This is a genomic window from Microbulbifer mixtoriginis (SeqCode), from assembly GCF_052466695.1.
Genome location: NZ_CP174285.1, coordinates 2,404,356 through 2,425,797 on the forward strand (window position 1 = coordinate 2,404,356; position 21,442 = coordinate 2,425,797).

The 21,442-nt window shown below is 54.8% G+C and carries 19 protein-coding genes; all 19 read right to left on the reverse strand.

Annotated elements, in window-relative coordinates; all coding sequences use genetic code 11:
- Positions 1-15 precede the first annotated feature (15 nt).
- Positions 16-1,479 carry an NAD-dependent succinate-semialdehyde dehydrogenase gene (locus tag ACJJI0_RS10700; protein ID WP_444885865.1) on the reverse strand — a complete coding sequence of 488 codons (1,464 nt, stop codon included), beginning with the start codon at positions 1,477-1,479 and terminating at the stop codon, positions 16-18.
- A 138-nt stretch (positions 1,480-1,617) separates the two neighbouring features.
- Positions 1,618-3,012: a ribosome biogenesis GTPase Der gene (gene der, locus ACJJI0_RS10705; protein WP_252084821.1), complete on the reverse strand. Its 1,395-nt coding sequence runs from the start codon at positions 3,010-3,012 to the stop codon at positions 1,618-1,620.
- Between the two features lie 139 nt (positions 3,013-3,151).
- Complete coding sequence (gene bamB, locus ACJJI0_RS10710; protein WP_252084820.1) at positions 3,152-4,315, reverse strand: outer membrane protein assembly factor BamB; 1,164 nt, start codon at positions 4,313-4,315, stop codon at positions 3,152-3,154.
- Positions 4,315-5,019 carry a YfgM family protein gene (locus ACJJI0_RS10715; RefSeq protein ID WP_444885866.1) on the reverse strand — a complete coding sequence of 235 codons (705 nt, stop codon included), beginning with the start codon at positions 5,017-5,019 and terminating at the stop codon, positions 4,315-4,317. Before ACJJI0_RS10715 ends, bamB begins: the two co-directional genes overlap by 1 nt.
- Positions 5,020-5,088: 69 nt before the next feature.
- Positions 5,089-6,351, reverse strand: coding sequence for a histidine--tRNA ligase (gene hisS, locus ACJJI0_RS10720; RefSeq protein ID WP_444885867.1), 1,263 nt, complete (start codon positions 6,349-6,351; stop codon positions 5,089-5,091).
- Positions 6,352-6,414: 63 nt separating this feature from the next.
- Positions 6,415-7,527, reverse strand: coding sequence for a flavodoxin-dependent (E)-4-hydroxy-3-methylbut-2-enyl-diphosphate synthase (gene ispG / locus ACJJI0_RS10725; protein ID WP_252084817.1), 1,113 nt, complete (start codon positions 7,525-7,527; stop codon positions 6,415-6,417).
- Positions 7,528-7,627: 100 nt separating this feature from the next.
- Positions 7,628-8,596: a RodZ domain-containing protein gene (locus ACJJI0_RS10730; protein WP_444885868.1), complete on the reverse strand. Its 969-nt coding sequence runs from the start codon at positions 8,594-8,596 to the stop codon at positions 7,628-7,630.
- Positions 8,586-9,365, reverse strand: coding sequence for a type IV pilus biogenesis/stability protein PilW (pilW, locus tag ACJJI0_RS10735; protein WP_444885869.1), 780 nt, complete (start codon positions 9,363-9,365; stop codon positions 8,586-8,588). The genes ACJJI0_RS10730 and pilW overlap by 11 nt, the downstream gene beginning before the upstream one ends.
- 358 nt (positions 9,366-9,723) lie before the next feature.
- Positions 9,724-11,679: a cytochrome-c peroxidase gene (locus ACJJI0_RS10740; RefSeq protein WP_444885870.1), complete on the reverse strand. Its 1,956-nt coding sequence runs from the start codon at positions 11,677-11,679 to the stop codon at positions 9,724-9,726.
- Positions 11,680-12,174: 495 nt separating this feature from the next.
- Entirely contained in the window at positions 12,175-14,124 is a 1,950-nt protein-coding gene (locus ACJJI0_RS10745; protein WP_444885871.1) for a cytochrome-c peroxidase, read from the reverse strand.
- Between the two features lie 211 nt (positions 14,125-14,335).
- The gene (gene rlmN / locus ACJJI0_RS10750) at positions 14,336-15,454 is read right to left on the reverse strand and encodes a dual-specificity RNA methyltransferase RlmN (protein WP_252084812.1); all 1,119 of its coding nucleotides are present in this window, start codon (positions 15,452-15,454) and stop codon (positions 14,336-14,338) included.
- A gap of 63 nt (positions 15,455-15,517) precedes the next feature.
- Positions 15,518-15,946 (reverse strand): nucleoside-diphosphate kinase, encoded by a 429-nt coding sequence (gene ndk / locus ACJJI0_RS10755; RefSeq protein WP_108731991.1) that lies wholly within the window; start codon positions 15,944-15,946, stop codon positions 15,518-15,520.
- Positions 15,947-16,145: 199 nt separating this feature from the next.
- Positions 16,146-16,340, reverse strand: coding sequence for a Fe-S cluster assembly protein IscX (gene iscX / locus ACJJI0_RS10760; RefSeq protein WP_444885872.1), 195 nt, complete (start codon positions 16,338-16,340; stop codon positions 16,146-16,148).
- Between the two features lie 29 nt (positions 16,341-16,369).
- Positions 16,370-16,708, reverse strand: a complete 339-nt coding sequence (gene fdx, locus ACJJI0_RS10765; protein ID WP_152451921.1) for an ISC system 2Fe-2S type ferredoxin — start codon at positions 16,706-16,708, stop codon at positions 16,370-16,372.
- 77 nt (positions 16,709-16,785) lie between these two features.
- Complete coding sequence (gene hscA / locus ACJJI0_RS10770) at positions 16,786-18,657, reverse strand: Fe-S protein assembly chaperone HscA (protein ID WP_444885873.1); 1,872 nt, start codon at positions 18,655-18,657, stop codon at positions 16,786-16,788.
- A gap of 81 nt (positions 18,658-18,738) precedes the next feature.
- On the reverse strand, positions 18,739-19,266 hold the full coding sequence (gene hscB, locus ACJJI0_RS10775) for a Fe-S protein assembly co-chaperone HscB (RefSeq protein ID WP_444885874.1): 528 nt from the start codon (positions 19,264-19,266) through the stop codon (positions 18,739-18,741).
- Between the two features lie 122 nt (positions 19,267-19,388).
- Entirely contained in the window at positions 19,389-19,700 is a 312-nt protein-coding gene (gene iscA / locus ACJJI0_RS10780) for an iron-sulfur cluster assembly protein IscA (RefSeq protein ID WP_435583629.1), read from the reverse strand.
- 51 nt (positions 19,701-19,751) lie between these two features.
- A complete protein-coding gene (gene iscU / locus ACJJI0_RS10785; protein ID WP_252084807.1) occupies positions 19,752-20,174 on the reverse strand; it encodes a Fe-S cluster assembly scaffold IscU in 423 nt (140 codons plus the stop codon).
- A gap of 27 nt (positions 20,175-20,201) precedes the next feature.
- A complete protein-coding gene (locus ACJJI0_RS10790; RefSeq protein ID WP_252085971.1) occupies positions 20,202-21,416 on the reverse strand; it encodes an IscS subfamily cysteine desulfurase in 1,215 nt (404 codons plus the stop codon).
- Positions 21,417-21,442: the final 26 nt, after the last annotated feature.

The following is a 21,442-nucleotide window of genomic DNA, read 5'->3' on the forward strand; positions in this document are numbered from 1 at the left end:
AACCAGTTGCGGGAATTATTTATCGACACCAGCAATACACAAATATTTTATTTCCATGTAGTCCTCAATACCGTATTTAGAACCTTCCCGTCCCTGACCAGATTCCTTTACACCTCCAAAGGGCGCCATTTCATTGGAGATAATCCCTTCATTCACACCCACCATGCCGTACTCCAGCGCTTCAGACACTCGGCAAACCCGTCCAATATCACGGGAATAGAAATAAGAGGCGAGGCCAAACTCGGTATCATTAGCCATGCGAATCACCTCTTCTTCCGTGGAGAATTTAAACAGTGGTGCCACTGGACCAAAGATTTCCTCTTTAAACAGATTCATTTGCTCAGTGGCATTTCCCAGTATTATGGGTGCATAGAACTGATCGCCCATAGCATCGGGTCCGCCAGCAACCAGAGTTTTCGCACCTTTTTGTAGGGCATCTTCTACCAACCCCTCCACCTTTTCGACCGCTTTGACGGTAATCATAGGGCCAATATCGGTTCCCTCTGCAAAGCCATTCCCCATTGTTAGCGCGTTAACTGCCTGGGCAAATTTCTCCGCGAAAGCCTCGTAAACCCCTTCCTGTACGAAAATACGATTGGCGCAGACACAAGTTTGCCCGGCGTTGCGGTACTTACAGACAATGGCACCTTTCACTGCCTCATCCAGATCCGCATCATCAAAAACAATAAATGGCGCATTGCCGCCCAGCTCCATGGAGGTTTTCTTCATGGTTTCAGCACACTGCGCCTGCAGTTTCTTGCCCACAGCAGTGGAACCGGTAAAGGTAAACTTGCGCACTAGAGGGTTCTTCGTCATCTCGGTGCCGATGGCAGGCGCATTTTGACCAACCACAATATTGAAGATACCCGGGGGAATACCCGCTTCCTCCGCCAGTACCGCCAGCGCCAGGGCGGATAATGGCGTCTCATGGGCCGGCTTGGCGATAAATGGACAACCGGCCGCCAGGGCCGGCGCCATCTTGCGGGCGATCATGGCATTGGGGAAATTCCATGGCGTGACTGAACAAGTGACCCCAACAGGTTGCTTGATCACCACGATGCGGCGGTCATTGGCGGGGGGCGCTATGACATCGCCATAAATGCGCTTAGCCTCCTCAGCAAACCACTCGATATAGTTGGCACCGTAGACTATCTCTGTGCGTGACTCAGAGAGGGGCTTCCCCTGTTCAGCGGTAAGAATTCTGGCTAAGTCCTCGGTGTTATCGATCACCAAGTTGTACCAATGCCGCAGTAACTTGGCCCGCTCCTTAACCGGAGTAGCGGCCCAGTCTGGCCAGGCAACACTGGCCGCCTCAATAGCGCGACGGGTCTCATCGGCACCAAGGTCAGCTATGCTGGCCACTACCTTGCCGGTGGCCGGATCTTTAACGTCGAATGTAGCGCCGGAATCGGCATCGACCCATTGGCCGTTGATATAGGACTGGGTGCGCAATAGCGCGGGTTTTTTCAGCTCCAGCATCGCCATCTCCTTAGGTGTCGTCCATGATCCCGGTCGGATCCGCGATCTACCGCTAAGGATATTAACCCGTAAAATGCCCCCCGCAGTGCAAGACAAGGGGGGGATTGGCGACACTCGGGCTTGTAGGCGTGTGGAACTTTATTTTTTCTTTTTCACAAACTTCATCAGGCGGCGTTTCTTGGCCTTCTGGCGATCACTCAGTTTGTTTTTCTTACCGGCGTAGGGGTTGTCACCGGTACGGAATTCGATTTTCACCGGTGTCCCGTGTAGCTCCAAGGCCTTGCGGAACGTCTTTTCCAGATAACGTACATAGTGCGCAGGCACCTGTTCGGTCTGATTGCCGTGAATAACGATCACCGGCGGGTTCTGGCCGCCCGCATGGGCGTAACGCAGTTTGATACGGTGGCCGTGCACAAGTGGTGGTTGGTGCTCACTTACTGCCCATTGCAGAATACGCGTGAGGTGGTTGGTGGAGAGTTTATCTGTCGCACTCTGGTAGGCGGCCTCGATAGACTCGTACAAATGGCCAACGCCAGTGCCGTGCAGGGCGGAAATAAAGTGCACGTCGGCAAACTCGACAAAACGCAGGCGGCGCTCCAGCTCCGTTTTCACGTAGTCGCGGTGATCTGCCTCCAGGCCATCCCACTTGTTCAGAGCCACCACCAAGGCTCGCCCGGCCTGAATCACGCTGCCCATCAGGTGCATATCCTGGTCCACCAGGCCCTCGCGAGCATCAATCACTAGCACCACCACATTGGCGTCTTCCACCGCCTGCAGGGTTTTGACGATAGAGAACTTCTCCACCGATTCCTTAATGTTCTTGCGTCGGCGAATACCGGCAGTGTCGATCAAGGTATAGGGCTTCTCATCGCGCTCGTAATTGATATAGACACTGTCGCGCGTGGTGCCAGGCTGGTCGTATACCACTACGCGGTCCTCGCCGAGCAGGCGGTTGACCAGGGTAGATTTACCCACGTTGGGTCGCCCAACAATGGCAATCTTGATTCCGGTGGCCTCTTCCGGCTCCTCTTCAGCCGCCACCTCAGGAAGATCCTCAACCACGCGCTGCATCAGGCTGCGCACACCACGACCGTGGGTGGCAGTGGTGGGAAAGAGTTCACCGATACCCAGCTCATAGAAGGGCGCCAGGGCGATATCCGGGTTGACACCATCGACCTTGTTGGCAACCAGGAAGGTCGGCTTGGAGCGAGTGCGCAGCCGGTCTGCGATCATTTCATCCGCCGGGGTCAGGCCATCGCGACTATCCACCAGGAACAGCACGATATCCGCTTCTTCGATAGCCTGCATAGACTGCTGCGCCATGGCCGCATCAATGCCCTCTTCTCCGCCGGTGATACCGCCGGTATCTACGAGAAGTACTTTGCGTCCATCGATTTCGGCCTCGCCATATTTGCGGTCGCGAGTAAGACCGGCGTAATTAGCCACCAAGGCGTCACGGCTCTTGGTAAGACGATTAAACAGTGTGGATTTGCCCACGTTGGGGCGCCCGACCAGGGCGATAACTGGCAGCATAGAATTCTGGCTTTAGCCTAATAAATAAATACAAACGCCCGCACAAGGCGGGCGATTTCAATTCACCTGCGAAGCAGGCTCCTTTTGCGGGCTGGTGCCCAAAAGCGGACTGCCTGTCCGCCACAGCAATATTGCGCGCTTAGCTCCGAGCGAGGGTCAGGGCTACCAACTTGCCGTCATCAGACAGGACAAACAACAGGTCGCCATCCACCAGCATGGGGATACGAATCGAATCGTTATCCACCTCTTCGCGGCCGATAAACTGACCGGAACTGGGGTCAAGCACATGCAGGTAACCTTCCAAGTCGCCGACAATCACAACATCCTGGAAATAAGCCGGGCCACTCAGTTCGCGGCGCAGTAATTCATTGTTACTCCAGGCGATCTGGCCAGCGCCTACATTGTAAGCGTATACACTGCCCGAGGCGCCGCTCAGGTACACATGCCCTCCACCAACAGCCACTGAGTGGTTGGTAGAGGCATCACGCGCCCAAAGGCCACGACCGTTTTCCTTGGATAAAGCGACAACACGACCCTGGTAGCTGGCGGCAAACACCAGATCACCGCGCACTACCGGCGACCCGTCGATATCCACAACCCGCTCCAATTCAGCAGAACCCTGCGGAATGGCAACGCGCTGTTCCCAGCGGGTTATGCCGTCGCGGGCGTCCAGGGCAACCAATTTGCCATTATCGAGACCGGCAATTACCAGACCGCCGCTAATCACGGGGGCCGCGGTGCCGCGGAGAGTCAGTACCGGCAAGGTGGTGGTTTGGCTCCACAACTCTTCACCGCTGCTGGCATCCAGGCCCACCAACTTACCGTCAACGGTTTGCAGGACCACAACACTGGATCCTATTGCCGGAGCGGAGACCACTTCACCAGAGACTTGATAGGTCCATAGTTGAGCGCCATTTCGCAAGTCCAGGGCCACCGCACGGCCGCGGTAGTCAACAACTACAGCGATACCCAATCCAACACCGACACCACCGCTCAATTCAATATCCAGATCGGTTTCCCACTGGGGCCTACCGCTGCTGCGATCAAAAGCGGTCACTTCACCGTCGCTGCTGGCGGCAATCAGTTTACCGTCAGCCAGACCCGGCTGCAGCATCGCATAACGCTTCTCATCGATGCTGCCCACATCCGCCGACCAGACTTCGCGCAGCTGAACACTAGGCGCGAAATCGACCAGGTCTACCGGCTCGACATCCTCCTTACTCTCATTGGAGGCGCAGGCACCCAGAGCTACCGCTAGGGCAACCGCTGCGGTGCGCCCCACAGCGCGATTGAGAAATCCCATTATTCGCCTCCCTCAGGTGCTGGTTCACTTGGTTTCTGCTCTTCGCCAGAGGCCACTGCTAGGCTCTCAACTTTGAGTTGTAGCAGCTGGGTACTGCCCGCCTGCTCTGGTAACAGCTCGGTCAAAGCCTGTTCGTAGGCGCTGCGCGCGCCGGCGTCATCGCCTTTCTGCCGGAGAATATCACCGCGCGTCTCGGAATAGAGGGCGGCAAAGGCCGGGGGCACACTGCCCTCAATCAGCTTCAAAGCTTCATCTGGTTTGCCGCGCGCGGCAATCACCGTGGCCAGGCGGCGCTTGGCCAGCAGCTTCATGGCATCTTCTTTGGAGTTGTCGAGCACCCACTGCAAGTGAGTCTGCGCGACTTCCAGGTCACTCTTGTCGACGGCAATTGCGGCCAGGCGCAGAGAGGCCTGACTAGCGTAGATACGGCTGCCGTACTCGTTTTTCAGCTGCTCGGCAAGTGACTTCGCAGTAGTCAGCTGCTTGTTGTCTGGCTGGTTGTCATTAGCGGATACCGCCTGGATAAAACCTTGGTAAAGGTCCGAGGCCGCCTCAGCCTTGGAGCGCTGGTCACCCTGCCACCATTGATAACCAAAGTAGCCGGCCAGAGCCAGGACTATGCCGGTAAGAATGCCCCTGCCGTTTTCCGCCCACCAGCGCTTCAGCGTTTCTATTTGTTCTTGTTCGGTAAGATGCTCAGACATTGGGTAAATCGCCTTTCCTGTGGTTTCTAACTATCCTGGCGGGGGCCACCGCCACCCTGAGTATTTGAATCAGCCCTGCAGCAATGCCGCAAGTTCCGTGAGCGCGAGAGTCTGTTGCTGTTGCTCGGAGCGCAGATATTTCACTGTAATCTGACCATTTGCAGCCTCATCCTCGCCGATAATCAGTGCGTAATCGGCACCGCTTTTATCCGCTTTCTTCATTTGGCTCTTAAAGCTCCCACCTCCACAGTGCGCCTGCAGACGCAACCATGGTAGCTCGTCGCGCAATTGCTCGGCGGCAGCCAAGGCGGCTGATTGTACATCACCCACAGCCACCAGGTAGGCATCTACTTGCTGAGCCAGACTCTCCGGTAGTACTTCAAGGGTTTCCAACATCAATACCAGGCGCTCGGCACCTAGACCAAAGCCAACTGCTGGAGTGGGCTTCCCACCCATCTGTTCTACCAAACCATCGTAGCGGCCGCCGGCACAGACAGTGCCCTGGGCACCGAGACTGTCGGTCACCCATTCAAAAACGGTTTTACCGTAGTAATCGAGACCGCGCACCAGTTTGGGGTTGATCTCGTATTTCACCCCTGCTGCATCCAGTAGCTCGCGCAACTGGGCAAAGTGGGCGGCAGATTCCTCATCGAGGAAATCCAATAGACATGGCGCCTCGGCGAGCAGTTCCTGGGTTTGCGTATTTTTACTGTCGAGAATACGCAAGGGATTGCGCTCCAGGCGGCGCTGGCTGTCCTCGTCCAGCTGCTCGCGGCGCTCGCTGAGGTAGGCCACCAGGGCCTCACGATAGGCTGCGCGGCTGTCGGAGTTGCCCAGGGAGTTCAACTGCAGGGTGACGTGTTCACCGATACCCAGCTGACGCCACAGCCGCGCGGTCATAATCAGCATTTCCGCGTCGATATCCGGCCCTTCGATGCCGAACACTTCCACTCCAAACTGGTGGAACTGGCGCAGACGGCCTTTCTGTGGGCGCTCATAGCGGAACATAGGGCCGAAATACCACAGGCGCTGGGGCTGAATCAGCAGGTTGTTTTGGATCGCTGCGCGCACGGTGCCTGCGGTGCCCTCTGGGCGCAGGGTAACGCTGTCTCCGCTCTTGTCCTCGAAGGTGTACATTTCCTTTTCGACAATATCGGTAGCCTCGCCCACGGCGCGGCTGAACAGCTGGGTTGCCTCCAGAGTGGGCGTACGGATTTCACTGTAGCCGTAGCGGGCAAAGAGTTCACTGAGGGTGGCTTCCACATATTGCCAAACCGGGGACTGTTCCGGCAGCAGGTCGTTCATGCCGCGAATTGCGCGAAGTTGTTTCAACGCTGTTCCTTAAATTTCTAATTACTTAAATCAACGAATAGGGCAGTGCAATAGACGTGCCCGCTACGCTTTGGCGATGATATCTGCCTCGCGCTCAGCCTTGGCAGCGGCCTTTTCGCGAATTAGGCGTTCCAAATCATCCACTAAATTCTCATTTTTGAATTTGCGGTCTGGCTGGCCGTCCACATAAATCGCGTGGCTCGGTGTACCGCCGGTGAGGCCAATATCCGCCTCCTTCGCTTCGCCCGGGCCATTGACGATACAGCCGATCACCGCCACATCCAACGGCGTGGTGACATCTTCTAGGCGCGTCTCCAGCTCATTCATGGTTTTTACCACATCAAAGTTCTGGCGTGAGCAGCTGGGGCAGGCGATAAAATTGATCCCCTTGCTGCGCAGGCGCAAGCTCTTCAGAAGATCCCAACCTACTTTCACCTCTTCCACCGGGTCTGCCGCCAGGGATACCCGCAGGGTATCGCCAATACCGTCGAGCAACAGGGCGCCGAGGCCAATTGCGGATTTCACCGTACCGGCTCGCAGGCCGCCGGCCTCTGTAATACCCAAGTGCAAGGGCTGCTCAATTTGCTGGGCCAGTTTGCGATAGGCAGCGGTAGCCATAAAGATGTCCGAGGCTTTCACGCTCACCTTGAAGTCCTGAAAATTCAGGCTATCAAGAATCTCAACATGGCGCAGTGCGGACTCCACCAGTGCATCTGGCGTGGGCTCACCGTATTTTTTTTGCAGGTCTTTTTCCAGAGAGCCCGCGTTTACACCGATACGAATCGGGATATTCAGATCGCGGGCCTTGTCCACCACCGCACGAATACGCTTCTCACGGCCGATATTACCGGGGTTGATGCGCAGGCAATCCACCCCCAGGTCGGCCACTCGCAGAGCAATGCGATAGTCGAAGTGAATATCCGCCACCAGCGGAACATTCACCTGCTTTTTAATTTCCCCGAAAGCCTCAGCGGCCTCCATGCTGGGCACTGAGACCCGCACGATATCCGCACCAGCATTTTCCAGACGCTGGATCTGGCCCACAGTGGCGGCCACATCACAGGTTTCGGTATTGGTCATGCTCTGCACCGAGATCGGCGCATCGCCACCGACCGGTACATTACCCACCATGATCTGGCGCGACTTGCGGCGGACAATGGGAGATTCAAATTGCATAGGGCTGACCTGGCAGTATTGCTGCTAAAAATTCGAGGGGGAGATTATAGAGAGATTGGGCGCAAACCTACAGAGTTCGCGCCCAAACGGCGGAGATCCTTTAATTGCCCACAATCAGGCGGCGGGTGCGGCGATTGCCAATGGGGTCGCTTTCAATCGTTTGCTCGCGGTAAACCACCTTGGTTGCACGGGCATTACCGAGCATCACTTCGAAGGGCGCGCGCCCATCCAGGTTCTTGGAACTGCCGGCTTGCTGAACACCGGCGAGCAGTACAACACCCTCGGCATCCTTTACTTCAACCCAGGAATCCTCGTCGAAACTGAGACGCAGCGCTCCTTGCAACTGTTCATCCAGCTGCGCAACGGTTGCGGGTAGCTGGGCGGTAGTGTCTTCAGCTTGCACGCTGACCTGGGGTTCAGTAAGCGCATTATGTTCGGGAGCTTGAGCCTCCTCCGCGACTTCTTCCCCGGCGGGCTCTAGTTGTTGCGCCGGTGCCTCAGCAACCTGCAACTGGGTTGAACCAGGCTCCGCCAATGCTATTTCATTGATATTTACGGATGGCTCAGCAACGGATAGCTCAGCAGTTTCGGCTGGGGCTGCATTTTGCTCTACTGAGTTCTGCAGACCGGGAATATTTACCGGGCCAACATAGAGCCACCAAAATACAGCGCCCGCCACCACAAATGGCAGGAGAGCCAACAGACCATAGCCGTGTTTGCGCGCCGGGCGCAGGGCGTCGGCTTTCATCTCGATACGTCGCGATTCTTTGCGCACCTGCTGTTTTGGACGTGCGGCATCGTAGGCGGTAAGCACAGGAGCGGAGTCAATGCTCAGCTCCCGGCAAATATTGCGAATATAACCCCGCGCATAAACCGCTTCCGGCTGGCGCTCGTAAAGGTCTTCTTCTAACCACTCCACCGTATTGTCGATAATACACAAGCGCCGGGATAGCTCCTCGCGAGACAGCCCGGCCGCCTCGCGCGCAGAGTGCAGTAGCGCACCGGGAGAAGCCTGTGTACTGGATTCGATTTGGCCGCTGTCGCGGTGCACGGAGTTACTATCCGTCATTACCACTCAACTCCTGATATTTCAGTGTTTCCGCAGAGTACGGGTACAGATTTTTTAGCGCAAGAGCATAACTCAGCTCCTTGTCGCGGTTGCCAAACACCTTCTCAATACGTATCCCCAACCATAGGGATTGGGGTGTCTGGCGGTTATTCTCACTGTAACGATCAAGGTACTGTTTGGCCGCAGAATAGTCGCCGGCCTCATATTTAAGCTCCGCCAACTCCAGTAGCGCTACCGGCAGATTGCTGTTGAGAGCGAGCGCACGCGTGTAGGCCCGTTCTGCCTCATCGGCTAAGCCCAGGCGATTAGCAGTACGGCCATAGTTAACCAGGGCAAAGAAACGGCGGTTATAAGTCAGGTCACTGGAGGCGTGACGAAATTGCTCTAAAGCATCCTCATAGCGCTCCTGCTGGTAAAGGAACACACCATAGTTTGTGCGCGCCATGGAGAAATTGTCGCTGTAGCGCAGGGCCTTTTTGAAATGGGACTCGGCCACCTTCAATTCGCCATCGGCCTGGTACAGCAGAGCCAGGCCATGGTGGGCCATAGGATTCTTCTTGCCCAGCTCCAGCGCTTTGTTGAAGTGACGGCGAGCCAGCTCGCGGTTCTCTCCACTCTGCAGATAGCGAATACCCAGTTGAACATGGGTTTCCAAAGCCTTCTCCAGGTTGACCTCCTGGCGCTCTGGCAAACCAGTGGTTACACATCCCCCCAGTAACACAGTGAGAATCAGGCCTAAGAACCGCAGGCCAAAAGAATTTGCAGACACGACATCACCTGTACATTTATTTTTCATCTATCCATCAAGCGGGATCGCAGTGATTAATCACTATCGATCAAGCACCAGGGCGGGGGCAAAGTAAAAAAATAGTGGTGTGCCCACTGTGATGGCAGAGCAGTCCCCAAGATAACCTGTCTGCAATGCCTCTTCCGATACTGGACCCGGACGCTGATCCTGCCTCCCGACTCATATAGTGCCGCAAAGCACCGTGAGTTTCAGCTGTGTACCCCTAATTAATTCCAATTGACCCGGCGATATCTCCCGCTGATAACAAAATAAAATCGGGGCAGTGCGGAACCTGCACAAAAGTCAGAAAATTTCGTTAATACCGGTAATAAAACCACCGCTAGAGCTCCTTCCCGGAGCTATCCCTCGCATCCAGCTGTTTGCCATCAGGACCCCCGTCGCGGGTAGGGATCAGGGCGCGAACGGAATTTGAAGAGGTGTTGGCCGCATCCGGGTCAGTCAGGGTCTCAAGAAAACGCACGACCAGGTCGATCTCGGCATCGCTGAGATTATTTCCGGCATCACCACCGGTGGTCGCAAGGATTGCCTGGGAGAGCGCAAGGCCATTGGGCGCCACCTTACTGGCACAATCTGTTAACCCAGAAAATTGTGACAAGTCGCACATTTCGCTATTGGTGTAATACTGGTTAACCGATGCCGCACGGTCGCGATAGTGTTCGACATTTCTGCGTAGCGTCGCAAATTGACCGCTGTGCCCCCAGGGGCCTGTGAGCGCGACATTCAGTAGTGTTGGGGGACGGAAGGCACCAGCACCGTTCGCCCCCAGATCCGCGCCACTGCCATTCTCATCGGTACCTATACCAATTTGTGGATAATTCGCAGGCCGTGGCCCTTCAGTAGTAAAAAATGCACCCGCATGGCAATTAGTACAGCCGGAATTCCCTGACATAAAAGTAATGGCACCGCGCTTCTCATCATTATCGAGCGCATTCAAGTCGCCATCTACATAGTCGAAGAAAGGGTTGTCGATAAAGAGCTGCACTGCTTCAAAAGCGGCTATAGCCTGCGCAATACGGCTGAAAGTAATCTCGTCGTCACCAAAAGCTGCGTTAAATAACCCACTCCAGGATTCCCGTCCCAGATTGGCCGCCACTATATCTTCGCGGTAAACGGTGGTGCCGCTATCACTACTCGCATCGTAACCAAATTGAGTAACATCACCCATTTCCGCAGGATTGGTTACGGGAAAATGCGCCTGCGCCATCATCAGGGCCAGTGTGCCAGTACCCACCGCCGCTTCGGTATTGAAGCTGACGTCCCGTGAGTCGGTGCGGATACCGCGATCGTTAAGTGCCACCCGGTTATCCCAAAAGAGCCCACTACTCCACAATGCCACATTACATATCGGCTGAGCGTTTCTGGGTACTATGGGTACCTCATTGATACCGTCAGAGCGGCCTGGGCCAACCAATGCAGGATCTAATGGATTCACACCCACGGGCATAGAGAGATTGTCACCGCCACAGCCGATAGCAGCATGGTGACAGGAGGCACAGGCTACATCGCCATTGGCACTGAGGGATTGACTGTAGAACAAGCGCATACCCAGCTCGACCATGGCAGGGTCTTGTTCACTTCGCACCCTGGCAGCAAAAGCGCGCATATCTTCCAGATGCCCAGCCATGTTGTTCGATTCCAGCATGGCCGCCAGGCAGGTATCCAGATCTTCATCTAATAAATTCAATGCACTGCGAACATTTTTACATTCACTAATGTTCACAAGGCGCTCGAGGACCGGTACCGCAACCGCACCATTATTAAGGCCGCCATTCGTATTATTGATTAGTGTTTTCGCATTGACCCGGGCCGTTTCATTCTCGCTGATCACATCGCCACTGGTCACTGAGTAGCTGTACTCGGTATTTATCGAAAGGCCCTGGTCAACATAAAAATGATTATCTGTCTCGGCAATTTTTTCTCCGCCACGATAGATAGCATAGGTTGCCCCATCGCGCTGCCAGGAAAGGCCGATACTCGTTCCTGAAAAAGCATTGGCGATCAAGGCCTTCGGCGCATTGCCTTGCCCGGTCCCTGCGCCATTGCCTGCATCATCGTCATTATCTGTGTCGCCGCCATTGCCCGTATCATCACCACCGGAGTTTGTATCGGTATTTCCCCCAGCGTCGGTGTCAGCTTCCACCGTTTCCGAGCCAGAGCTGTCATCGCCACCGGATGAACCGGAACTGCAGCCCACTGCCAACAGAACAAGCGGCAGTAGCACTAATCGCAACAGTGCTGCGCATGATATCGGCAAATTATTGCTCTGGGTTTTCATAAATACAGCTCGACTCCGCCACTGAAAAATCGTTTTGAACAGCACTGGACAGACAATGGAGCTACTAGTGCCCTACACGGCACCAAAAGCTAATATTTTGGAACTATCCAACATTTTAAAAGGTAGTTTTTTGGGGAGCAGAAAGAGTTGCCTGCCCTCACAATACTTTTCATGAAACCGAACTTTTTTGTCAATTTCATGGGATACAGAGGTAATGACCCTAAAGCTTTTACTTGGCAAATTCTGTTGAGAGAGTCGCAAAGCACTGATGCTGGTACAGTGATATTGGATACTGTGAATTGTCTCTGGGTTTAAAGAAATAGAGAAAACGGTATTGAGAAGGCTACAAGCTAAGTTTGCCCATACTGCGACCCAGCCTAAAAAATTAATTTCACAAATCGCAAAGATAAGTATGAGGGTATAAAAACTATACCCTCCTTACTTTTGACTTTTTTCTAGCTATTCACTTGGCTATAAAACAAGGTAAACAGGGAATTACAAACTCTCCCCATTCCGGTTTCTAGCATCCAGCTGTTTGCCATCCGGACCACCGTCTCGAGGGGGAATCAAAAATTGAATCTCATTAGAGCTGCTATCGGCAGCGGCTGGGTCAGTGAGAGTGCCCAGAAAAATGACAACAAGGTCGATCTCATCATCAGTCAGGCGGTTGACACCACCACCATCATTCCCTGCAAGAATATCCTGGGACAGAACCAAACCATTAGGCGCTACTTTACTGGGACAATCCTGCAAATCTTTAAACTGTTCAAGATCACACATTTCATTATTGGCAAAGTAACTGGCAATTGAGACACCCTGATCCCTGTAATGCTCGATGTTTCTACGCAAGCTGCCAAACTGCCCGCTATGTCCCCAGGGGCCGGTAATCGCCACATTTAACAAAGTTGGGGCTCGGAATGCTCCAAAACCCAAAGACCCCTCACCACCCAAATCGGCTCCACTGCCACTCTCGTCAGTACCAATTCCAATCTGCGGATAGTTGGCAGCCATCAGCGCCTCGGAAGTAAAGAAGGCCCCCTTATGGCAGAAAGTACAGCCAGAATCTCTCGACATGAACGTGATAGCACCACGCTTCTCTTCAGCGCTAAGCGCTTGTAAATTGCCCTCGACATAGGCAAAAAATGGATTATCTATAAATATCTGCACCGCCTCATAAGCTGCAATAGCCTGGGCAATACGGCTAAAGTTAATCTCAGGATCACCAAAAGCGGATGTAAATAGCGGCCCCCAAGCTTCGATATCCAGATTCGCCGCCAATATATCTTCGCGGTATGCAGTAAAGTTTTCGTCGACAGAATCATCGTAGCCAAAGTCGACGATATCCCCCATCTCAGGTGGTGCTGTAACAGGGAAGTGTGCCTGTGCCATCAGTAGTGCCAGGGAACCAGAACCTACCGCGGAGGAAGTATTTCGGGTAACGTCCGTTGAATCTGTGCGCAACACACCATTAGGACTCAATGAAACCCGGTTGTCCCAAAACAGGCCACGAGACCAGAGCGAAGTGTTGCAGGTCGCTGGTGAATTCCGCGGCACTATCGGCACTTCATTAATACCGTCAGAGCGCCCCGGCCCTAGCAACGTACTATCTACCGCATTAATGCCAACCGGCATTGATAGATCATCCCCACCACAACCTATCGCCGGGTGGTGACAAGAAGAGCAGGAAGCATCTTGATTGGCACTCAGGGATTTATTGTGGAACAGGCGCATACCCAGCTCGACCATGGCTGGTTCCTGCTCGCTGCGAACACGCGCGGCAAAAGCACGTATATCCTCAACAAGAGAGGCCATGCGATTGAGCTCAAGCATTGCTGCCAGGCAGTTATCAAGATCTTCCTCGAGTAAATCCAGGGCGCTGGAGACATTTTTACACTCGGCAAAAGTGGATATACGCTCGTTTAAGACATCGTCTTCTGTGCCGTTATTTAGCCCAGTATTCGTGTCATTTACCAATGTCTTAACAACAATCTGATCGGCCTCAGAGGCGCTGGCAGTATCGACCGTATTTAGCAAGTAGCTGTACTCAGTCGCTACCGTGAGGTTTTTATCGACAAAAAAGTTATTACTGGTTTGCGCGACTCTTTCACCATTGCGATAAACAAAATAGGTCTCACCATCCCGCTCCCAAGCAAGGCCGATGCTGGTCCCGGAAAAGGCATGGCCAATCAATTTACCGGGCCCACTACCCCGCTCTGATTGCGGATCGGGCTCTGGGTCTGAGTCTGAGTCTGAGTCTGAGTCTGAGTCTGAGTCTGAGTCTGAGTCTGAGTCTGAATCACCCTCTACAGTATTCGGTGTCGAAGTATCATCATCACCTCCAGATGATCCTGAACTGCAAGCTGCCAAGGATATACAGAGTATTAAAAATAAATATCGCAATAGGACATTGGCAGACACCTTAAAATCCACTTTTTCAGTACGCATAAAATTTAACAGTCCTTTCCATCCACTTTCGTAAAGTTCTGGACTGTTAACGCAGTATCCTGGGATTTGGTTGACACCAATAAAAGGGAGATCAGAAAAAAATGGAGAGGCTTTAAAGGAATTACGACCCTAAGGCCTACAGAAATGATAGGACAAGCCCGGATCTAAGCTAGCAAGTGGCTATGCAAATCATCCAGGCTGGATTGAGTGATCAGCCGACTATACGGACGGGGCGCTCTGCATTGCGGTAGCGCTCGGAGCGACGGGTGCGGTCGTTAACACTGCCGGCCAGCTGGCCACAGGCTGCATCGATATCGTCGCCGCGGGTAGTGCGCACGGTAACCGTATAACCCTTATCAAGCAGTATCTGCTGGAAGCGACGCAGAGCATTGTTGCTCACACGCTGGTAGTCGGACAGCTCAAACGGGTTAAAGGGAATCAGGTTAATTTTCACCGGAATCTCTTTCAGCAGCTCCGCCAATTGCTCAGCGTGCTCCGGGCGATCATTAACTTCGCGCATCAGCGTGTATTCAATGGTCATTTTACGGTGCGTATCCGGCATACGCTCGATATAGCGCTTAGCGGAATCCAACAACACCGCAATGGGGTATTTCTTATTGATCGGCACCAACTCGTTACGCAATTCGTCGTTGGGCGCGTGCAGGGAAATCGCCAGGCTCACATCGGTCACATCGGCTAGGCGGTCCAGTGCGGGCACGACACCGGAAGTTGACAGGGTGACGCGGCGCTTGGAAATACCGTAGGCATTATCTTCCATCATCAGGTTCATGGAATCGACCACATTGTCGAAATTGAGCAATGGCTCACCCATGCCCATCATCACCACGTTAGTGACTTTGCGCGGTCCTTTCGGGTCCAGCTGGCCGAAAGACTTACAGGCGATCCACACCTGACCGATAATTTCTGCCGCGGTTAAATCGCGGTTAAAGCCCTGCTTACCAGTTGCACAGAAACTGCAATCCAGGGAACAGCCCACCTGGGAGGAGACACACAGAGTGCCGCGATCGCCATCGGGGATATAAACCGTCTCGATAGCATTGCCACCGGAGACTTTAATTAGCCACTTGCGTGTGCCGTCGGCAGAATCCCACTGATTCAATACTTCCGGGGCACGGACTTCGGCCACTTCCGCCAGCTTTTGACGCAGGGCCTTGCTGACATTGGTCATCTCAGCAAAATCATCAACCCCATTCTGGTGAATCCACTTTAAAACCTGAACTGCGCGGAAGCGCTTCTCGCCCAATGATTCAAAAAAGGCGGCCAGCTTTTCTACTGAAAGGCCGAGCAGGTTGGTTTTCTCTGTGGTCATTCATTTCACCTCGGGGGAAGAATTGCACCGGTCCGGACAGACCGGTGCGATTTGTGGCGCTAATTAAGCGCGCGCGCAGATTTCGTCGTCGGCGAAGAAGTAGCTTACTTCGCGGGCAGCGGACTCTGCGGAGTCGGAACCGTGTACAGCGTTGGCGTCGATGCTGTCAGCGAAGTCAGCGCGGATGGTGCCAGCAGCCGCTTCTTTCGGGTTGGTAGCGCCCATCAGATCGCGGTTTGCCAGGATAGCGTTCTCGCCTTCCAGAACCTGTACAACAACCGGACCGGAAGTCATGAAGTCAACCAGGTCTTTGAAGAAAGGACGCTCTTTGTGCTCAGCGTAGAAACCTTCAGCCTTTTCACGGGACAGTTGAACCATTTTCATGGCAACGATGCTCAGGCCAGCTTTCTCAAAACGGCTCTCGATTTCACCGATTACATTCTTGGCTACTGCGTCCGGCTTGATGATGGAAAGGGTACGCTCCAGGGCCATGGTTATCTCCAAATTGATTTTTTGTAACTTAACTTACATATAGAAAGAGCAACCTACACAGTTGCTCTTCCCTAGTATTCCTTTCATACCCACCGGGGGTACTCAATTTTTGATCACCGCATTTCGCGGCCGGCGGATTATACGGGGTATTGATCGACTTTTGTACTCCAATACCAATACCCCCTTAAACCCATTCTGACTACTCGCGTTCCTCAATCCAGGCGGCCTGAATAGCCTCCAGAATCTTTTCACCACAACGGCCCGGCTCGTCATCAAACTCAGGTAACGCCATCACCCAGTTGCGCAAGTCGACAAAATTGACGGTGAGCGGGTCCACATCTTCATGGGCTTCGCAGAGCTCAATAGCGATATCGTGAATATCGGTCCACTTCATTGTTTTGGCTTCCTCACTACCCGCGGTACTCAGTGCTTTTCCGATACCTGGTTGATGGTGTATTTGGGAATTTCCACCACCAGATCTTCATCTTCAACGATCGCCTGACAAGACAGGCGCGACTCGGGCTCCAGGCCCCAAGCCTTGTCCAGCAGGTCTTCTTCCAGCTCATCGGGCTCCTCCAGGGAGTAGAAGCCTTCGCGCACAATCACATGGCAGGTAGTACAGGCACAGGCCTTCTCGCAGGCGTGCTCGATCTCGATATCGTTGGCCAGTGCCGCATCGATTACACTAACACCGCTCTCCGCTTCCACCACTTTACCTTCAGGGCACATTTCTGGGTGGGGTAAAAATACTATCTTCGGCATGGGTACTGACTCTCTATGGTCTCAATCCGACGGGGGCAAGCCCCGGCCGCAAGTTGTGCGGGCTAGGCGCCCACCGCTTATTTATCAAATTCATCCAGGCTGTGGCCGCGCATGGCGCGCTTGATAGAAGCATCCATACGTTTGGCCGCAAAGGGCTCTGACAGCTGGTTAAGGGTCTCCATACGCTGACGAATCTCATCGGCATCGCCCCCGTTATGGGCCAGGCGCAGAGCTTCCATTGCATGCTCCAACTCACTCAGCTCATGCTCTTCCAGCAACTCGGCACCGTTTTCACGCAGGGCCACCAGCAAGCTCTCTAAAGTCCGCTCCGCCTCAACCTGCACCTCGCGCAAAGCACGCAGAGCGATATCCTCGGCGGCGTGGGTATAGGATTCCTGCAGCATGCGCGCTATGTCCTTATCCTCCAGGCCGTAGGAAGGCTTCACTACGATATCTGCACTAACGCCACTGCTCTTCTCCATGGCGGTCACCGACAGCAAGCCATCCGCATCCACCTGGAAGGTCACGCGAATATGAGCGGCACCCGCCACCATTGGAGGAATTCCGCGCAACTCAAAACGTGCCAGCGAGCGGCAGTCGCTAACCAGCTCTCGCTCACCCTGCACCACATGAATCGCCATGGCGGTCTGGCCATCTTTGAAAGTGGTGAATTCCTGAGCTTTAGACACCGGAATGGTGGTATTGCGCGCAATCAACTTCTCGGTGAGTCCACCCATGGTCTCAATACCCAGAGACAACGGGATTACATCCAGCAGCAGCAGGTCGTCGTCGGATTTATTACCCACCAGCACATCGGCCTGCAGGGCCGCACCAATTGCCACCACTTGATCCGGATCGATCTCCGCGTGGGGCGCACGGCCAAAATAGTCTTCGACCCGCTCACGCACCCGCAAAGTCCGAGTGGAACCACCCACCAGAACCACTTCCTGCACTTCATCCACACCGATATCGGCATCGCGCAGGGCGCGTTTGCAGGCGCGCAGGGTCTTGTCGATCATGGGATCCAGCAACGAGGCCATGATCGCCCGGTCGAGCACGCCACGCCAGTCCCCATGGTGTATTTCTACCTGCTCGGCATCACTCAGGGATTCCTTAGCAGCGCAGGCACTGTCCAGCAACAACCGCTGAGTCGACGCATCCAGATCGGTGCCCAAACCCGCTTGCTCGGCGATCCAGGCCGCAATAATGCGGTCGAAGTCATCGCCACCCAAGGCCGTATCGCCACCGGTGGCCATTACCTCAAAAACACCGCGGGACAGCCGCAGGATTGAAATATCAAAGGTGCCGCCGCCCAGGTCATAGACAGCGATCACGCCCTCTTCCCCCCGATCGAGGCCATAGGCTACCGCCGCGGCAGTCGGCTCATTGAGCAGGCGCAGCACCTTCAGGCCGGCCAGCTTGGCCGCGTCCTTGGTCGCCTGGCGCTGGGCATCATCAAAATAGGCCGGCACGGTAATCACTGCGCCGTCGAGCTCGCCATCCACTTTGCCGTAGAGTGCATCGCGGCCACGCTGGGCCAGCTTCTTAAGGATTTCCGCAGATACCTGCACCGGGTTGACCGGGCCGGCGGCAGTTTCAATAGTGGGCATGCCGCCATCGGTATCGGAAAAATGATAGGGCAGCTGCTCGCCCAGGCTTTTTACATCGGCGACCCCACGGCCCATCAAGCGCTTGATCGACAGCATGGTGTTGTAGGGATCAGCAGCAGCACGCAGACGCGCCTCGCTACCAACGGTAATACCGTCGCGGCTGTAGTGCACCGCCGAGGGCAGGATGACACTACCATCCTCTGCCGCAATGGCCTCTGCCGAGCCGCTGCGCACCGTGGCCACCAGTGAGTTGGTGGTGCCCAAATCGATGCCCACCGCGTATTTGCGCTGATGGGGGTCGGGACTCTGCCCCGGCTCGGAAATCTGCAGTAATGCCATTACTTATCTCTTCTATCAGCGGGATTTATCGCGTTGGCACCGCCTGTGCCAGATCCCGGTTTATTTTCTGGTAGCGCTTGTTTAATCGCCGAACAGATCAGCTTCCAGCTCTTCCACTTGCGACTGCAGCTTGACCAGGAATTGCTGCTTGCGCAGGGCGTCTTCCGCTTCGCTGAACTTGCCCGCGGCATAGGTCTCAGCAAATTGCCGCTGCGCACCGCGGTAGAGGCCATCCACCTCTTCGGCGAGTTCCTCCAGGGCAACAGTGGGATTTGCTTGCTCGCGCACTTCCTCCAGGCGCTCACGCAGCACCATCTGCTGCATCAGGAACTCTGTATCGGCGGTAGTCTGCTCAGGTGGCACTTCCACCCCAGCCAACTTGAGCAGGTAAGCAGCGCGTTGCACCGGATCGCGAAGTACCGTGTGGGCTTCATTGATCTGCGCAGCCATTTGAATAGCGAGCAACTGTTCGCGCTCGGATTTGGAAGCGTATTTATCCGGGTGGAATTCCCGCTGCAATTCCCGATAGCGTGCGGACAGAGCACTGCGATCGAGTTCAAAGGCGGGGTCAAGCCCGAATATTTCAAAATGGGTCAGGTTGGTTGCCATCTCAGTTCACCTGCCGGCACTGGGCCTTAAAAACTGGGCGGCGGCGCCGCACCCGGCAACTGCCGGGCCAATAAAAAGGCCGGCATGCGCAGTGCATCCGGCCTCGCTGAAGCGGGCCACGCTCAGACGTGGAAACTCTCGCCGCAGCCACACTCGTTTTTGACGTTGGGATTGGTGAAGGTGAAGCCTTCGTTGAGCCCTTCTTTAACGAAATCGAGCTGGGTACCATCCAGGTAAACCAGACTCTTGGGGTCTACGATCAGCTTTACTCCATCCTGCTCGAATACCACGTCTTCGGCCTCTGCCGAATCGACAAATTCCAGTACATAGGCAAGGCCTGAACACCCGGCGGTCTTAACACCCACACGAATGCCAATTCCCTTACCGCGCTTGGCCAGCTGACTCTTGATATGAGCCTCAGCGGCCTCGGTCATAGTAATAGCCAAAACAATACCTTCACTGCTATTGGGCCCTGGGCCCGGTGGTTAACCTGCGGCGGATTCCGGCGCATCAGCGGCTTCGGCAGACTCACCGCGCTTTTCACGGATGTTGCGTACAGCGGCCTTGATTGCATCTTCGGCCAGCACGGAACAGTGAATTTTCACCGGTGGCAGCGCCAGTTCCTCGGCGATAGCGGTATTTTTGATCTGCTCCGCCTCATCGATCGTCTTACCTTTCACCCACTCGGTGAGCAGGGAGCTGGAGGCGATAGCGGAACCGCAACCGTAGGTTTTGAACTTGGCGTCTTCAATCACACCCGCGTCGTTCACCTGGATCTGCAAGCGCATCACATCACCACAAGCGGGCGCACCCACCATACCGGTGCCTACATTGTCCGCCTTGTCGTCCATGCGCCCGACATTGCGGGGGTGTTCGTAGTGGTCAATTACTTTATCGCTATAGGCCATGACTTTTCTCCTAACTCTTGTGCGCGCTTAGTGAGCGGCCCATTCAATCTTGTTCAGGTCCACACCGTCTTTGTACATATCCCAAAGCGGCGACAATTCACGCAGTTTCTCCACTGCCTTGCGCACGGCGGCCGCGGCGGTGTCCACGTCCTGCTCGCTGGTGAAACGGCCGAAGCTGAAACGCAGGGAGCTGTGCGCCAGCTCATCGTTTACTCCCAGGGCACGCAGCACGTAGCTGGGCTCGAGACTGGCGGAGGTACAGGCGGAACCGGAGGAAATTGCCAGGTCGCGCAGGGACATAATCAGGCTCTCGCCCTCTACAAAGGCAAAGCTCACGTTCAAGTTGCCCGGTACACGCTGTTCGGCGGAACCATTGATATGGACTTCTTCCATATCTTTGATCTGATCCCAGAAGCGGTTGCGCAGGGAAACCAGACGCTCGCCCTCTTGCACCATTTCCTCTTTGGCGATGCGGAAGGCTTCACCCATACCAACAATCTGGTGAGTCGGCAGAGTGCCGGAACGCATACCGCGCTCGTGGCCGCCACCGTGTATCTGCGCTTCCAGACGGACGCGGGGTTTGCGGCGTACATACAGTGCGCCGATACCTTTGGGGCCGTAGATTTTGTGGGCGGAGAAGGACATCAGATCGACCTTCATCTCCTGCAGGTCGATAGGCAGTTTGCCTGCGCTTTGCGCCGCGTCCACATGGAAAATAATTTTGCGCGAGCGACACAGCTCACCGATGGCGGCGATATCGTTAATTACACCGATTTCGTTGTTCACGTGCATCAGGCTCACCAGAATGGTGTCCTCACGCAGCGCTTCCTCAACCTGTTGCGGGGTCACGATACCGTCTTCACGGGGGTTCAGATAGGTTACTTCGAAGCCTTCACGCTCCAGCTGGCGACAGGTGTCTAGTACTGCCTTGTGCTCAATCTTGGAAGTGATGATGTGCTTGCCGCGGCCCTGATAGAAGTGCGCCGCACCTTTAATCGCCAGGTTATCGGACTCGGTGGCACCACTGGTCCAGACGATCTCGCGGGGGTCAGCATTAATCAGCTCAGCCACCTGACGACGGGCATTTTCCACCGCCTCTTCGGCTTTCCAGCCGTACAGGTGAGACCGTGAAGCCGGGTTACCGAAGTTGCCTTCCATCGTCAGCTGCTCTGCCATCTTTGCAGCGACACGCGGGTCAACCGGGCAGGTAGCTGAATAATCCAGGTAGATGGGAAGCTTCATAGTCATACCGTTTCCGCTCAATAATT